Annotated in this window: 13 protein-coding genes; 5 read left to right on the forward strand and 8 right to left on the reverse strand. The window is 72.4% G+C overall.

The window, feature by feature from the left end; translation table 11 throughout:
- Nucleotides 1-71: 71 nt before the first annotated feature.
- The gene (locus P0084_RS16575) at nucleotides 72-974 is read right to left on the reverse strand and encodes a LysR family transcriptional regulator (protein WP_308917994.1); all 903 of its coding nucleotides are present in this window, start codon (nucleotides 972-974) and stop codon (nucleotides 72-74) included.
- 113 nt (nucleotides 975-1,087) lie between these two features.
- On the opposite strand from P0084_RS16575, the gene P0084_RS16580 reads away from it, so the two are divergent.
- A complete protein-coding gene (locus tag P0084_RS16580; RefSeq protein ID WP_308917995.1) occupies nucleotides 1,088-1,900 on the forward strand; it encodes a class II aldolase/adducin family protein in 813 nt (270 codons plus the stop codon).
- A 110-nt stretch (nucleotides 1,901-2,010) separates the two neighbouring features.
- Here the strand turns inward: P0084_RS16580 and P0084_RS16585 are convergent, their stop codons facing one another.
- The 3 genes from P0084_RS16585 to P0084_RS16595 are packed head-to-tail and all read right to left on the reverse strand — an operon-like array spanning nucleotide 2,011 to nucleotide 4,970.
- Nucleotides 2,011-3,291, reverse strand: coding sequence for a TRAP transporter large permease (locus P0084_RS16585; protein ID WP_308917996.1), 1,281 nt, complete (start codon nucleotides 3,289-3,291; stop codon nucleotides 2,011-2,013).
- A complete protein-coding gene (locus P0084_RS16590) occupies nucleotides 3,278-3,904 on the reverse strand; it encodes a TRAP transporter small permease subunit (RefSeq protein WP_308917997.1) in 627 nt (208 codons plus the stop codon). The genes P0084_RS16585 and P0084_RS16590 overlap by 14 nt, the downstream gene beginning before the upstream one ends.
- Before the next feature lie 4 nt (nucleotides 3,905-3,908).
- Complete coding sequence (locus P0084_RS16595; protein ID WP_308917998.1) at nucleotides 3,909-4,970, reverse strand: TRAP transporter substrate-binding protein; 1,062 nt, start codon at nucleotides 4,968-4,970, stop codon at nucleotides 3,909-3,911.
- A gap of 306 nt (nucleotides 4,971-5,276) precedes the next feature.
- On the opposite strand from P0084_RS16595, the gene P0084_RS16600 reads away from it, so the two are divergent.
- A complete protein-coding gene (locus P0084_RS16600) occupies nucleotides 5,277-5,987 on the forward strand; it encodes a maleate cis-trans isomerase family protein (protein ID WP_308917999.1) in 711 nt (236 codons plus the stop codon).
- Between the two features lie 117 nt (nucleotides 5,988-6,104).
- Here P0084_RS16600 and P0084_RS16605 read toward each other — a convergent pair whose 3' ends face one another.
- The 3 genes from P0084_RS16605 to P0084_RS16615 are packed head-to-tail and all read right to left on the reverse strand — an operon-like array spanning nucleotide 6,105 to nucleotide 9,585.
- Entirely contained in the window at nucleotides 6,105-8,129 is a 2,025-nt protein-coding gene (locus P0084_RS16605; protein ID WP_308918000.1) for a beta-galactosidase trimerization domain-containing protein, read from the reverse strand.
- The gene (locus tag P0084_RS16610) at nucleotides 8,126-8,455 is read right to left on the reverse strand and encodes an L-rhamnose mutarotase (RefSeq protein WP_308918001.1); all 330 of its coding nucleotides are present in this window, start codon (nucleotides 8,453-8,455) and stop codon (nucleotides 8,126-8,128) included. The genes P0084_RS16605 and P0084_RS16610 overlap by 4 nt, the downstream gene beginning before the upstream one ends.
- Nucleotides 8,452-9,585, reverse strand: a complete 1,134-nt coding sequence (locus tag P0084_RS16615; RefSeq protein WP_308918002.1) for a mandelate racemase/muconate lactonizing enzyme family protein — start codon at nucleotides 9,583-9,585, stop codon at nucleotides 8,452-8,454. Before P0084_RS16615 ends, P0084_RS16610 begins: the two co-directional genes overlap by 4 nt.
- A gap of 79 nt (nucleotides 9,586-9,664) precedes the next feature.
- Here P0084_RS16615 and P0084_RS16620 point away from each other — a divergent pair, with 79 nt between their 5' ends.
- The 3 genes from P0084_RS16620 to P0084_RS16630 all read left to right on the forward strand — a co-directional run bounded on the left by P0084_RS16620 (nucleotide 9,665) and on the right by P0084_RS16630 (nucleotide 13,167).
- Nucleotides 9,665-10,696, forward strand: coding sequence for an aldo/keto reductase (locus P0084_RS16620; protein WP_308918003.1), 1,032 nt, complete (start codon nucleotides 9,665-9,667; stop codon nucleotides 10,694-10,696).
- 82 nt (nucleotides 10,697-10,778) lie between these two features.
- The gene (locus P0084_RS16625) at nucleotides 10,779-12,044 is read left to right on the forward strand and encodes an alpha-L-fucosidase (protein WP_308918004.1); all 1,266 of its coding nucleotides are present in this window, start codon (nucleotides 10,779-10,781) and stop codon (nucleotides 12,042-12,044) included.
- A gap of 76 nt (nucleotides 12,045-12,120) precedes the next feature.
- A complete protein-coding gene (locus P0084_RS16630; protein ID WP_308918005.1) occupies nucleotides 12,121-13,167 on the forward strand; it encodes a GntR family transcriptional regulator in 1,047 nt (348 codons plus the stop codon).
- Nucleotides 13,168-13,213: 46 nt separating this feature from the next.
- Here P0084_RS16630 and P0084_RS16635 read toward each other — a convergent pair whose 3' ends face one another.
- Nucleotides 13,214-14,608 (reverse strand): MmgE/PrpD family protein, encoded by a 1,395-nt coding sequence (locus P0084_RS16635; protein ID WP_308918006.1) that lies wholly within the window; start codon nucleotides 14,606-14,608, stop codon nucleotides 13,214-13,216.
- Between the last annotated feature and the right edge of the window lie 44 nt (nucleotides 14,609-14,652).

The following is a 14,652-nucleotide window of genomic DNA, read 5'->3' on the forward strand; positions in this document are numbered from 1 at the left end:
TATCGCGGGGTCGAGGATCGCGTCGCGGTGGGTCCGGTCGAGATGCGCGGACCCGTGCCCGGACGGGCGCGCTACCACCCCACCTTCCGGAAGCTCGCGACCATGTGGTCGAGGAAGGCGCGGGTCCGGGCCGCGCGGGGGCCGGGCAGCGTGACGGCGTAGATCGCGCCGTCGTCGAAGGGTCCGTGCTCGGGCAGCAGCTCGACGAGCGCGCCGCGCTCGATGGCCGGACGTGCGAGATGCTCCGCGCATCGCATCGCGCCCAGCCCGTCGAGGCACATCGCGAACAGGCTCATCCCCTCGTCGGAGCGGAACCGCCCCTCCGCGTGGAACGTCCACGGCCCGTCGGCCAGATCGAAGCGCCATCGGTTCAGCCCTTCGCGCCGTCCGGTCCAGCACAGCACCGGGATGCCGGTCAGGTCGTGCGGCGTCCGGACCGGCCCGTGGCGCGCGAGGAGCGCGGGCGCCGCGACGAGCACGCGCCTGAGGTCGCACAGCTTGCGCGACACGAGCGTGGAATCCGGCAGACGGCCCATCCGGACGGCGACGTCGATCCGCTCGCCGATCAGGTCCAGGTGGTTGTCCGACAGCAGCAGCTCCACCGCCAGGCCGGGATGCGCCTCCAGGAAGGCCGGAAGCGTCGGCCGCACCCGGTCCATGCCGAAGGCGATCGGCGCGGTGACGCGCAGCGTGCCGTCGAGGCGCCCGCCCTCCCCGTGCAGCTCGGCCTCGGCGGCGTCGACCGCGGCGATGGCGGCCTGCGCCCCCTCCAGGTAGCGCCGCCCCTCTGCGGTCAGGGCCAGCGCCCGCGTCGTCCGGTCCAGCAGGCGCAGGCCCAGCCGATCCTCCAGCCGGGCGACGGTCTGGCTCACGAAGGGCTGCGAGGCCCCCAGCGACTGCGCCGCCTGCGTGAAGCTCCCGGTCTCCGCCACGGCGGCGAAGACGCGCATCATCGTGAGACGGTCGTCCTTCATGGCGGCAGGATGCCCGAGATTCGCGCCGGGCGATAAGACTTATTGCGTCCGCGGCGTTGGGCGGTACGGGATCGTCGGCTAGACGGTGTCATCCAGTTCAGGAGGATCCCGTCATGCTCGACCTCGGAAACCGTCATTCGATCTACCAGCCCGAGCAGGAGGGCCTCGAATTCCCGTGGGAGCCGGAGTTCGAGTCCGTCGAAGCCGAACGCACCTATCGCAAGCAGCACCTCGCCGCCGCCTGCCGGGCCTTCGCGCTCCAGGGCTTCGACTACGGCTTCGCGGGCCACCTGACGGTGCGCGACCCCGAACGGCCGGACCTGTACTGGACGAACCCGATGTGCGTGCATTTCGACCAGGTCCGGGTGTCGAACCTGATCCTCGTGGACCACAAGGGCACGGTGATCGAGGGAACCCATGCGGTGAACCGCGCGGGTTTCGTGCTGCATGCGGGCGTTCACGACGCGCATCCCGACATCGTCGCGATGTGCCACGCGCACACCCCCCACGGCACCGCCTGGTGCGCCACCGGCAAGCCGATCGAGCCGGTCACGCAGGACGCCTGCGCCTTCTTCGAGGACCACGTCGTCATCGGCGACCACGCCGGCCAGGTCGCGGTCGAGGAGCATGCGGGCTCGGACGTCGCCGCGGCGTTCGGGGGCGTGAAGGCCGCGCTGCACCAGAACCACGGCCTGCTGACGGCGTCGCGCCATTCGATCGACGCGGCGGCCTTCTGGTTCATCGCGCTCGAACGCTGCTGCCAGCAGCAACTGGCGCTCTACGGCGCGGGCGTGCCGACGATCCGCATCCCCGACGACCGCGCGCGATACTCGCGCGAGCATGTCGGCTCCGAGTATATCGGCTGGCTGCACTTCCAGACGATCTGGAACCAGATCGTGGCGACGCAGCCCGACGCCTTCGAATGACCTGATCCGGACCGTCGTCCGCGCCCCCGCTCCGGCGGGGGCCGGCCGTCCGGATGACGCGGGGCCGACGGGTTGGCGACCGCCATGACCCTCGTGCCGCTACCCTCGGGTCAGATCAGGATCGCCGGGAAGACGGTGATAAGCGCGACCACGAGCAGGATGCACAGGCAGAACGGCAGCACGCCCACGATCACGGTGCTCACGTCGCCTCGGCCCCGCACGCTTTGGGTGACGTAGAGGTTCATGCCGACCGGCGGCGTGATGAGCGCCAGTTCGCACATCAGGACCAGGAAGATGCCGAACCAGATGGGGTCGTAGCCGATCAGTGTCACGATGGGCAGGACGATGGGAATGGTCGCGATCATCATCGCCAGCGCGTCGAGGAAGCAGCCGAGCAGCATGTAGAGCAGCACGAGGAGCAGGATCATCGTCAGCGGCCCGACGTCGAACGACGACACGAAGGCGGATACCTGCGCCGGCACCCCCAGCACGCCGAGGACGAAGTTGAGGTAGAACGCCGCCACGAGGATCAGCAGCGTCATACCGGTCGTCGTCACCGCCGACAGCATCGCGTCGCGCAGCATCGGCCAGTTCAGCGTGCGGTAGAAGGCGGTCAGCCCGAGGGCCGCGATCACGCCGACGCCCGCGGCCTCGGTCGGCGTGGCGAGTCCCAGATAGATCGACCCCATGACCAGGAGGAAGATCACCAAGGGCGGGATCAGGTCCGTCAGCCGCTGCCGCCGTTCCGCCCAGGGCGCCATGCGCTCCGGCCGCCCGGCGATCGACGGGTTCAGCACGGAGGCCAGGACGATCACGCCCATGAACGCCGCGGCCAGCAGGAGGCCCGGCAGGATGCCCGCGGTGAACAGCGCGCCGATGGAGGTGTTGGTGATCGCGCCGTAGATGATGAGGTTGATCGAAGGCGGGATCAGGATGCCCAGCGTCGCGCCGGACGCGACGCTGCCCGCGACCCAGGATTCGGCGTAGTTTTGCGCCCGGAAGGTCGGGAAGGCCACCGTGCCGATGGTCGCCGCGGTGGCCACCGACGAGCCGGAGATGGAGGCGAACACCGTCGAGGCGGCGATGTTGGTGTGCAGCAGGCTGCCGGGCAGCGGTCGCGTCCAGTCGGCCAGCGCGCGGTACATCCGTTCGGTCACGCCGCCGCGCACGAGGATCTCGCCCATGAACACGAAGAGCGGGATCGCCACGAGGAGGAAGTTGTTCAGCGTCCCCCACATCATCGTGCCGAAGGGCCGGATCATGGTGTCGCCGAAGAAGAGCCAGGCCCCCAGCACGGCGACGACGAACAGCGACGTCGCCACGTGCAGTCCGATGAAGAGCAGGAACAGCAGCAGGCCGAAGCCGATCGCCGCGCCCTCAATCCCGAGCATCGCCGTTCCCCGCACGGACGGCCTCGGACGCCCCCGTCGACCGCGCATCGGCGGCGACGTAACCCTCCACCTCCTCCTCCACGGTCGGGGCGCCGTAGACGCGCGACACGGCGCCCCCGCCCGCCTTCAGCAGCACGACGGCATGGCACGCCGCGACGCAGGCGGTCAGCGCGAAGAAGGCCATGCCCGCCACCCACACGCCCTGAGGCACCCAGAGGGGCGTTTGCAGCGGCGTGTTGGTGATGGCCCCGAAGCGCAGCGTCGTCTGCAACTCGCCCCAGGCGTGCCACGTCATGAACAGCGCGAAGGCCGCCACCGTCGCCTGCGCCAGCGCATGGAGCGCGTCCCGGAGGATCGGCGGAAAGAACCGGAAGAACAGGTCGATCCGCGGATGCCCGCGCCGCAGCAGCGTCAGCGCCATGCCGAGCGAGCCGACGAAGGCAAGGACATAGCCGCCGATCTCGTCCGTTCCCTGCACGGACACCCCGAAGACGTCGCGTCCCAAGATGTCGACCGCGATCAGTGCCGCGAGCACCGCGATCGAGGCGCCCGCCACGAGGGCGAACGCCACGGCGATCCGTTCCAGGAGCCGCAGGAGGGGCGGGACGGCCACGGTCCTATTCGATGGTCAGGCCGCGCGCCGCCCCCACGGTCTCGTTCCAGATCGCGGTGCAGCCGGGATAGGCCGCCTCGCACTTCTCGGCCCATTCGGGCAGGATCTCGGCGCTCGCAATCTCGGCCACCTTCGCCGCGTCGGCATCGGTCACGGGCACGAGTTCCATGTCGTAGGAGGTGTAGAGCCCGTCCGCCGGGCAGTCGCCGCCCGTGGAGCAGGCCTGCGCGGTGTCGTTGGTCGTCCGCGCGACCTCCCACAGCGCGGCCTCCATCTCCGCCATGATCCCCTCGAACGCCGCGCGTCGATCCTCTGGCAGCCCTTCGAGCCAGTCGAGGCTGACCATGTGCGCCTGGATCGAGCCCGACACCGACAGGGGATAGAGATGGGTCGTCACCTCGGGCCACTTGCCGGTGTTGGACGAGGTGGGCGACGTCACCCCGCAGGAGGCGACGCCGCGCTGGAGGGCCGGATAGACTTCCGGGAAGGACAGCGTCACCGGGGTGGCGCCCAGGTTCTCGAGCAGCGTCGACATGGAGGCGGTAAACGACCGCACCTTCAGCCCTTCGAGGTCGGCCAGCGAGGCCATCTCCTCCCCGCACAGGAACACCTGCGGTCCGAAGGGCCAGATCGCCACCGCGGTGACGCCGAACTTCTCCGCCAGTCGCTCGTTGAACGCCTCGCGGTAGGCGTCCACGGCCGTCTCCAGCTCGTCCATGTTCGTGGACACCCCGATCAGGTCGATCCCTTCGAGGAACGGGTCGTCGCGCGCGACGCTGCCCACCTGGATGGTCGCCATGCTGAACGCGCCGGTGCTGACCAGCCGCAGCGCGTCGGCCAGGTCGATGCCGAGCGACTGGAACTCGGAGCGGTTCACCGCGAACCCGGCCTCCTCCAGCGCGGCCATCGCCTCCATCTCGGGCGGGTTCTGCGCGCGTCCCTCCTGGTTCTGCGACACGAACTGCATATTCTGCGCGTGCGCGGCGCCCGCGAGGGCGACGCCGGCGGCGAGGGCGATGCCGAGGGTGGCGGCAGGGGTGACACGCGCGTGGGTCGGGGCGATCATGGTGAATCTCCGGCTGCTCGATGGATGCGGCACGGCCACGATGGGATCGCGGGAACCGCCTCGGAAAGGCCGGACGGTCCCATTTCGACGCCGCGCCCCGAAACGGCACGGAACGCCCAAGGAGACGGCAGCATCCGCCCTCTCGCGCGCAATCCGTGGGCGGCCCGGCGATCGCCCCTTGCGCGGCCCGCACCCGCAGGTGCGCCATCGAAGGGCAGCGCAACACGCCGGATCCCCATGACACCCGCCATTCCCGACCGATCCCCGACGCCGTGGCCCGACATCGTGCCCCCATGCCGCATCGGCATGCTGGTGCCGTCCTCGAACACCGCGCTCGAACCGCTGACGGCGGTTCTGGCGGCCCCGCTGGCCCGCGAGGTCGGCATCCACTTCTCGCGCTTCCGCGTCACCCGCATCGGGCTCGACGCGGATGCGGACGCGCAGTTCTCGACCGAGCCCATCCTCGCCGCGGCCGAGCTGCTGGCGGACGCCCGGGCGTCGGTCATCGCGTGGAACGGCACGGCAGCGAGCTGGCGGGGCTTCGACACCGACGCCGCGCTCTGCGCCGCGATCGAGGCGCGCACGGGCTGCCGCGCCACGTCCGCCATCGTCGACCTGAACGCCGCGCTCGCGCGGTTGGGCATCCGCCGGCTTGGACTGGTGACGCCCTATACGCAGGACGTGGAGGCGGCGATCGTCGCGAACTATGCGCGCGCGGGGATCGAGATCACGGCGAGCCGGCGCGCCGATCGGAGCGACAACTACAGCTTCGCCGACATCCCGCCGGCCGCGGTCCACGCCATGTGCCGCGACGTCGCCGCGACGGGCGTGGATGCCATCGCCATCGTGTGCACCAACATGAGGGGTCCCGGGATCGTCACGGCCATCGAGGCGGAGTTCGGCATCCCCGTGCTGGACAGCATCGCCGTGACGCTTTGGGGGAGTTTGCGCGCCCTGGACATCGACACGGCGCCCTTGTCCCGCTTCGGCCGGCTGTTCGCGCTGCCCGCGCCATAGCCGTCCGTCGGGCGCGGACGGGGGGTCCGCGCAGTCCCGACCGGCACGGCGCGATGCCGCCGTATTCGAACGCATGGGTATCCCCCGACGCCGCGCCCCCCCCGGACGGCCCCGGGCTCAGCCCGCGTGGACGATCTCGATCATCTGGTGCCCCCGCAGCCGCGGCAGGACGAACCGGACGCGGCCATCCGCCGCCTCGAAGGGGATCGCCTCGCCCTCGGGCGCGGTGCGCACGGCCGTCACCGCCGCGTCCAGGGCCACGTCCACGGCGACGTCGTGCAGCGTCACCAAGTCCTGGATCGGCTCCACGTGGTCGGTCCGCAGGAACCCGCGGCGGACGGGGTTCGCGTGCATCAGGTGCAGCACGTGCCGCCCCGCATCCGGCTGGGCCCGCAGCGTCGCCCGCCCCGCGCGCGGCAGGCCGGTCTCCAACAGACGCGGGCGTCCCAGCGCGCGGGCGACCGTCCGCTCGATCACCTCCAGCAGCGCCACCGATCCGGCCTTGTGATAGGCCGTGAACACCGGATGGGCCAAGCGGATCACCGGCCCCTCCTCCACGCCGAAGGCGCATCCGTTGGGCTCCGGCCGGGGCGGCGCGTGCAGGTGCCCCGAGAAGCGCCCCCGCCCCCGCGCGAGATACGGGTCGTGCACGTCCCCGAGCGACCGCCCGCTCGTCGCGCGCAACCGGTAGGAGGCCGCGTAGAGATAGAGCGGCTGGTCCGAGAAGCCCGGCTGCAACGCCTCCACCGGGCGGGCATAGTCGCCTGCCGGAAACGGGTTGACGCCCTCCACCTCGGCGCCCGCCGGGAACGCCACGCGCCCCGCGTCGATCCCCGACGCGCCGGTGACCAGGAGCCGCCCGCCGCCATCCAGGAACGCCGCGATCTTCGCGTCCAGCGCCTCGTCCACGGGGATCGCGTCGGGCAGGATCAGCAGGCGATAGGGCGACAGGTCGCGGTCGCGGTCCACCACGTCGAACAGGAACCCGCATTCCAGCAGCGCGCGGACGCAGCCGTCGTCCACGGGGTTCTGCTGCGGCGGCATGCCCGCGAAGGGGGGCGCGCGCATCGCCTCCTCGCTCAGCACCGCGATCTCGGCCACGTTGCGCGACCCCGCCACGAAGGACTCCGCCGCCTCCACGTGGGCGAAGGCGTGCCCCACCGCGGCATAGGTCGCGGGATCGGCGACGCCCGTCGGGTGCAGGTGGTCGCCGATGCACATCCGCGCGCCGTGGGCCAGCATCACCGCCGCCTCGTAGCGCAGGGCGTCGGGCAGCTTGTAGCCGCCCATCTCGCCCCACAGGTGGTGGAACTTCCCCGTCATGCCCAGATACGGCATGCCCACCCCTTCGACGTAGCGGGCCGACACGGGCATGTGCTCGTATCCCCAGCCCGCGGTGGGCAGCGACTCGATCTCCACGTGGCTGAAATGCTCGTGCAGGACCTCCGCCCGGCCCCGCCGGACATGGCCCAGGTTGAAGAAGCAGGGCATCCCGGCCCCGGTCGCGATGCGCTGCACGTCGGCGAAGAAGTCCAGCGTCAGCCGTTCGGCGAACCGGTCGCGGTCGGCGGCGTCGAACGGGTCCAGCCCCAACGCCGCCATGCCGTCGCGCGCATGGGGGCTGATCGACGGGCGCTGGAAGCAGATGTCGATCCAGAACCCGTCCGCATGCGGATACCGGTCGGCGACCTCCTGCAACTGCCGCAGGACATAGGCGCGATAGGGCGACGCGAGGTCGAGATGCTTCCACCCCGTCTCGTCCGCGTCGCCGTGCTGCACGAAGCGCCGGTGGTCGGGATCGACCGCGCGCCAGCCCGGCTCGCGGTGGGCCGACAGCTCGTCCCACAGCGCCGACACGTAGATCGGCGTGCGGATGCCCACGCCCTGCAGCGCCTCGATCTGCGCGCCCAGCAGGTCGAAGGACAGGCCCGGATGCATCTCGCCCACCTCCGTGGGGTGGTACGAATACCCGTGGTGGCACTTGGCGAACAGGTTGACCGACCCCACCCGGGCGTCCCGGAACGTGGCCGCGAACCGGTCGGGGTCGAAGTCCGCGCCGATGTCGGGGATCTCGCCCGCCGTGTGGAAGTCGAGGTGGATCTGGCGCCAGGGCCATGTCCGGGGATCGGTTCGAACGGTCATGGCGCGAAGAACACCTCCTCCATGTAGACCCACTTCTCGCCGGCCTTCGCGGACGGCAGGACCGTCTGGCAGGGGTCGGTCTCGGCCCACCAGTCCTGCGTCACCGGGTCGGCGGCCATCGCTTCCATGTCGGCGTCCAGGTCGTGGCCGTGATACTCGAAATGCCCGAACAGCAGGTTCTCCGGTTCGCGCAGATAGATCACGAAGTTGCGGATGTGGCTCGCGCGGATCTGCGCCAGGACGCCGGGCCAGGCCTCCGCGTGCAGGCGCTTGTAGTCCTCGATCCGCTCGGGGCGGATCCCTATGACCATGCCCACGCGCCTCATTCCGCCGCCCGCGGCGCCGCGTCGCGCCGTCCGATCTCGGCGCAGTGGACGCTCAGGCGCTCCACCGCCTCCGTGTCCCAGTCGATGCCCAGGCCCGGCGCGTCCGGGGCGTGGGCCATCCCGTCCTCCATCCGGATCGGCGCCCGCGTGATCGCGTCGAGCTGCGGGATGTATTCCAGCCAGCGCGCGGCCGGCGCGGCGCAGACCAGCGACAGGTGCAGCTCCATCAGGAAGTGCGGCGCCACCCGCACGCCATGCGCTTCGGCCAGGGCGGCCACCTTCAGCCAGGGCGTCACCCCGCCCACGCGCGCCACGTCGACCTGCACCACGGACGCCGCGCCCGCCGCGAGGTATTCGTTGAACTGCCCCAGGGAATACAGGCTCTCCCCCACCGCGATCGGGACGCGGGTCGCCCGCGCCAGCGTCCGATGCGCCGCGACCCGGTCGGCGGCCATCGGCTCCTCGAACCAGGCGATGCCGTGCTCCTCCAGGATGGCGGCGCGGCGGATGGCCTCCGACAGGTCGAAAGATTGGTTGGCATCGACCATCACCTCGAAGTCGGGGCCCACCGCGTCGCGCACGGCGCGGATGCGGCGCGCGTCCTCGCCGCCCGTGGGCAGGCCGACCTTCATCTTCGCGCCGCGGAACCCCGCCTCGCGCGCCGCCGCGGCCTCCTCGGCCAGGGCGGCCTCCGACAGGTTCAGCCAGCCCCCTTCCGTGGAATAGACCGGCACCCGGTCCCGCGCGCCCCCCGCCATCTTCCACAGCGGCAGCCCGGCCCGCCTGCAGCGCAGGTCCCACAACGCGGTGTCCACGGCGGCCAGCGACAGCGAGGTGATGGCGCCGACCGCCGTAGCGTTAGTCGCGCGCAGCATCTCGTGCCACAGCCCGTCGATCCGGTCCGCGTCGCGCCCGATCAGCAGGGGCGCGAGCGTGCGTTCCAGGAGCGCCATCACCGACGGCCCGCCCGTGCCGATCGTGTAGGCGTATCCGATCCCCGCGGCGCCCTCGGAATCGGTGATCGTGACGACGGGCGTTTCCTGCCGCTCGAACGTCTGGATCGCGTCCACGCGGCGGACCTTCGGCGGAAGGTCCACCATCCTCAGCGCCACGGACTCGATCACCGGCATCGGATATCGCCTATTGCATGCACTAAGCGTTACCAATAGGGATCGGGCACCCGTTGTAAACCCCCCGGACGCCCGCCCCGTGCCGACCGCGCCCCTGCCCCGCCGCCGCCTGCCCCGCTCCGGGATCGACCTGTCCGTACTGGGCGTGGGCGGCACCGGGCCGGGCGGCCTGTTCGAAGCGCAGGCCGAAGCGACGTCGCGCGCCATGCTGGACGCCGCCCTGGACGCGGGCGTCCGCCACTTCGACACCGCGCCCTTCTATGGGTTCGGCCTGTCGGAACGGATCGTGGGCGATGCCCTGCGCGGCACGGACGCGGTCCTGTCGACCAAGGCGGGCCGCCTCCTGCGTCCGGGCGCCCATTCCGACCCCGCCGCGATGGGCTGGCCCGGCGCCCTGCCCTTCACGCCCGTCTTCGACTACGGCCACGACGCGATCCTGCGCTCGTTCGAGGACAGCCTCCAGCGGCTGGGCCGCGACCGGATCGACATCCTCCACGTCCACGACATCGGGCGCATCACGCACGGGGACGACGACGACCGCCACCGCGCCGACCTGCTGGGCGGCGGCGGGCTGCGCGCGCTGCAGCGCCTGCGCGACGAAGGGGCCGTGCGCGCCATCGGCCTGGGCGTCAACGAGGTGGAGGTCTGCCTCGACCTGCTGGACAGGGCGGACTGGGACGCCGTCCTGCTCGCCGGACGCTACACGCTCCTGGACCAGACCGGGCTCGACGCGCTGCTGCCGCGCGCGCGGGTCGCGGGGACGGCGATCGTCTGCGGGGGGCCGTTCAACTCCGGCATCCTGGTGGGCGGCACGACCTGGAACTACGCCGACGCGCCCCCCGACATCGTGAGCAGGGTCCGGACCCTCGCGGACGTGGCGCGCGAGCACGGCGTTCCCCTGCCCGCCATGGCGCTGCAATTCCCGCTGGCGCACCCCGCCGTGGCCTCCGTCCTGCCCGGCCCGCGCAGCGCCGCGCACGTGACGGCCACGCTCGAATGGGCCCGCACCCCCGTTCCGCCGGAGGCCTGGGCCGCCTTGCGCGACCGCGGCGCGCTGCACGCGGACGCCCCCGTGCCGGACGTCAACCCCTTCACGGCCGACCCCGCATGAGGGGCGGCGCCCATCGCCATCCGTGCCGGCCCGCTCGCGGCCGTGGCGGCACGCCGGCACGGTTCCAACCGGGAGGACGCGCATGACCGCCACACCGCAGGGCGAACGCCTGATGGATCTCCGCTACGGCCTGTTCCTGCACTGGAACCCGTCGAGCGTCGTGGGCCACGAGATCTCGTGGTCGCGCGAGGGTCCCAAGCGCGAGATCATGAACAAGCCCCGCGACAGCGACGTGTCGCCCCGGCTGGGCGTGCCCGCGGCGCTTTACGACACGCTCTACCGCCATTTCAACGCCAGCCGCTTCGACGCCCCCGCGCTCGTGGCCAAGGCCAGGCGCTGGGGCCACCGCTATGTCTATATCACCACGAAGCACCACGACGGCTTCGCGATGTTCGACAGCGCCCGGACCGACTACAAGGTCACCGCGCCCGACTGCCCCGCGGGCCGCGACCTGACGCGCGAACTGGCCGATGCCTGCCACGCGGCCGGCATGGGCTTCGGGGTCTATCACTCCCAGCCCGACTGGCATCACCCCGACTACCGGACGGAGAACCACGACCGCTACGTCGAATACCTCCACGCCATGGTGGAGGAGCTGTGCACCGGCTATGGCCCCATCGCGGCCTGGTGGTTCGACGGGCTGGCGGGCGACAGCCAGGTCATCGGCCGCCCCGCGCCCCCGCCCTTCGAGCGGATCGCCGACCCCGCCCGCTGGGACGCGGAGGCGCTGATCGCCAAGATGCGGCGGTGGCAGCCCGACATGGCCATCAACGAACGCTGCGCGCTGCCCTGCGACTTCGACACGCCGGAGCAGCGGGTGGGCGACGCGGACACCGGGCGCCCCTGGGAATCGACCATCACGCTGGACGACCAATGGGCGTACCGGTTCCAGCGCGACGTGAAGTCCGCCGAAACGGTGATCGGCCACATCGTCGACGCGGCCACGGGCGGCGGCAACTTCGTGGTCAACGTGGGCCCCGACCGCCTCGGGGTGATCCCCGCGGAGCAGGAGCGCGTGCTCGACCGCGTGGGCCTGTGGCTCGACCGCTACGGTCACACGATCTACGGCACGCGCGCGGGCCCGTGGCCGCGCTGGATCTGGGGCGGCTGCACGGCCAGGGACGACACCGTGTGGCTCCACGTCCGCCGGTGGGCGGAACTCGACGACACGCTGCGCCTGCCCCTGGGCGGCGGCGTCCTGCGGGGCGAGCCCAGGCTCCTGACACCGGGCCGCCTGCGCCACGCGGTCGAGGACGGCGTCCTGCACCTCGCCCTGCCGTTGGAGGATCACGACGGCGTCGACGCGATCGTGGAGGTCGCGTTCGACGCGATGCCCCGGTTCGGATAGCGCGCCCGCGCCCCGGCACCCCGCCCCCCGCGCCCTTCGGTTCCCCGGACCCGCGAAATGCGCTAGACCCCGCGTCATGCCCCCGCCGCCGCCGCCCCGCCCCGACGCCCCGCCCCCGGCGGAGGGGACGCAGCCGGTCCGCCGCAACCGGTTCATCCACGACACCCTGCGCGACGCCATCGGCCGGGGCGCGCTGCCGCCCGGCCTGGTCCTGACCGAAAGCGCGCTGGCCCGCCTCTTCGACGTCAGCCGCGCGCCCGCCTCCGACGCGTTGGCCCTTCTGGCGGCCGAAGGGCTGGTGGCGCGCCACGACGGGCGCGGCTTCCTCGTGGGCGACGGCACCGACCCGCCCCTGCGGCGGGACCTGGACCCTGCGGATCTCGACCTGCCCCAGGACGGCGGCACGGTCCTCGCCGCCCGCTCCGCGCGCGAGACCCTCTATCCCCGGGTGGAGGTCGAGGTCGCCGCCGCCACGGGCTACGGCTCGTTCCTCGTCACCTCCGGCGCCCTGGCGCGGCATTACGGGGTCAGCCGCACGACGTCCCAGGAACTGCTGACCCGCCTGGAACGGGTGGGGCTGGTGGAACAATCGCTCAACGGCCGGTGGGTCGCGCCCCGCCTGACGCCCGAAGCGGTGGCCCACCACTACGAGATGCGCCGCCTGCTGGAGCCGGTGGCCCTGCGCCACGTCTGCGCCCCGGACCGCGCGGGCGCCACGGCGGCGGCGGCCGACGCGGCGCTGCGGCGCATCGCGGCCCTGCGCGCGGCACAGGCCCCGCCGGGCGCGGACGACATCACCGCGGTGGAGGACGACCTCCATGCCGGCATCGTCCTGGCCTGCCCCAATCCCCGCATGCGCGACACGATCCGCCGCTCGCAGCTGCCCCTCATCGCCACCCACGCCGCCTTCGACCGCTATCGCAGCGCGCCGGAGATGGAGCGCGTGCTGGCCGACCACGAAGGCGTCCTGCGCGCCCTGCGCGACGCCGACCCCGACCGCGCCGCCGCCCGCATGGCCCGCCACCTCGACCAGGGCGAGCGCACCACGATCGCCTACGTCGCCGCCGACCCCACCGCCCCCCCGGGCGTCGTCCGCCCCTACATGGTGGCGGTCGAGGGGTAGGCGGGGGGCGGGGGGGCGGGGAAGGCGTCCGCACCTCCCCGCATGGTCACCACGGCGGGGCGCCTCGCGGATGGCCCCCGCCGATGGCGGCCCCGCCCGTTTCCCCGCACCGTTGGTCCAACGGCGCGCAAAGGGCGTCCAACAGCGGCCGCAGGCCGTCCGTCTCCAAACCGCCGACCGCCGCCTCGATCCGCCCGACGCGAGCGGGGGGAAGCGCGAGGGCGGCGTAGTCCCGGAACTTCCCCCGGATCTCGCCTTCGGTCGCGGGCGCCTCCGGATCGCCGCGGGCCTCGACGTCGCGCACCTCCAGCCGCCGCCCGTCGCGCAGCACCAGGGTTACGTCCGCGAAGCGCCGTGCGGGGAACGCCGCGTCGTGACCGGCATGGGCGCGCAGGACCATGCCCCCCGACAAGCGACCGATCTCCGGATCCGCGAAGGCCGCCGGACCGACCTCCGCCGGGCCGACCCGGCCGCGCACCATCGCCGCCGCGGCGGGATAGGAGGTGGAATACTGCGCCTCCTCCGTCGTCCGGGGGGCTCGGACGGCGAGGCGGAGGGATGCGTCGAACGTCGCGACCTCGATGCGCTCCACGTCCTCGGGGCGCAGGTCGTGCGCCGCGCGCAGCGACAGCACCCCCTCCACCGCCGGCTGCGCCCAGCGGCAGACGGGATAAGCCTTCCAGTACTGCTCCGGGGTGTGCCAACGCGACCCCAGATCACCCCAAAGGTCGGCCACGTCCGCCCCTTCGACCGTCAGCGCGGGCGCCCCGGTGAAGCCGTCCGCGGCGAGGTAGCAGGCGGACACTCCGGCCATGGCGCCCCAGCCGGACCCGTCCTTCAGCATCGTCGGATGATCGATGCACCGCATCATCGGGCTGCGCGGCCCGTGATACTCCGCGATGCCCAGGGCGTGCCGGGTCGCCCCGGCATCGAGCCCCAGCAGGCGCGATCCGAGGCCCGCGCAGGCGACCGAGACCCAGGCGCCGGAGGTGTGGTAGTCCCGGGCGGTGCGGTGCAGCGCGATGCCCGCGCGCGTGCCGATCTCGTATCCCAGCACTAGGCCGCACAGGAACTCGGCGCCGTCCATCCGCCCTTCCGCCTCCGCGAGCGCGAGCAGGGCCGGCAGGACCCCGCAACCGGCATGGCCCTTCGTCAGCCGGTGACCGTCATGCGCGTCCATGGCGTCGATCGTCATGCCGCCCGCCAGGGCCGCCCCCGCGGGGCCGACCGGGCGCCCGTCCATCAGCATCCGCGCCGCCCCGCGCGTGCCCGCCCCGAACTGCGACGCGGCATGGTCGCGCACGATCCGGGAAAGCGGCGTGCGGGCGCCGACGGCGGCGACGCCGGCGAGATCCAGCAACCAGAGCCGCGCGCGCTCGCGGACCGCGGCGGGAACGTCGCCGGGGGCCAGGTCGTGAAGGAACGCTGTGATCGATGACATGTTCGGCGCCTCGCATCCCGTGGGGACCGAACCACACGGAGGGA

Source organism: Jannaschia maritima, assembly GCF_030973515.1.
In the GTDB taxonomy this organism is placed as follows: domain Bacteria; phylum Pseudomonadota; class Alphaproteobacteria; order Rhodobacterales; family Rhodobacteraceae; genus Jannaschia; species Jannaschia maritima.

Bases quoted from the DNA above. Each gene is read 5' to 3' on its own strand.
- P0084_RS16575 (WP_308917994.1), bottom strand. From the start codon at position 974: ATGAAGGACGACCGTCTCACGATGATGCGCGTCTTCGCCGCCGTGGCG.
- P0084_RS16580 (WP_308917995.1), top strand. From the start codon at position 1,088: ATGCTCGACCTCGGAAACCGTCATTCGATCTACCAGCCCGAGCAGGAG.
- P0084_RS16585 (WP_308917996.1), bottom strand. From the start codon at position 3,291: ATGCTCGGGATTGAGGGCGCGGCGATCGGCTTCGGCCTGCTGCTGTTC.
- P0084_RS16595 (WP_308917998.1), bottom strand. From the start codon at position 4,970: ATGATCGCCCCGACCCACGCGCGTGTCACCCCTGCCGCCACCCTCGGC.
- P0084_RS16600 (WP_308917999.1), top strand. From the start codon at position 5,277: ATGCTGGTGCCGTCCTCGAACACCGCGCTCGAACCGCTGACGGCGGTT.
- P0084_RS16605 (WP_308918000.1), bottom strand. From the start codon at position 8,129: ATGACCGTTCGAACCGATCCCCGGACATGGCCCTGGCGCCAGATCCAC.
- P0084_RS16610 (WP_308918001.1), bottom strand. From the start codon at position 8,455: ATGAGGCGCGTGGGCATGGTCATAGGGATCCGCCCCGAGCGGATCGAG.
- P0084_RS16615 (WP_308918002.1), bottom strand. From the start codon at position 9,585: ATGCCGGTGATCGAGTCCGTGGCGCTGAGGATGGTGGACCTTCCGCCG.
- P0084_RS16625 (WP_308918004.1), top strand. From the start codon at position 10,779: ATGACCGCCACACCGCAGGGCGAACGCCTGATGGATCTCCGCTACGGC.
- P0084_RS16630 (WP_308918005.1), top strand. From the start codon at position 12,121: ATGCCCCCGCCGCCGCCGCCCCGCCCCGACGCCCCGCCCCCGGCGGAG.
- P0084_RS16635 (WP_308918006.1), bottom strand. From the start codon at position 14,608: ATGTCATCGATCACAGCGTTCCTTCACGACCTGGCCCCCGGCGACGTT.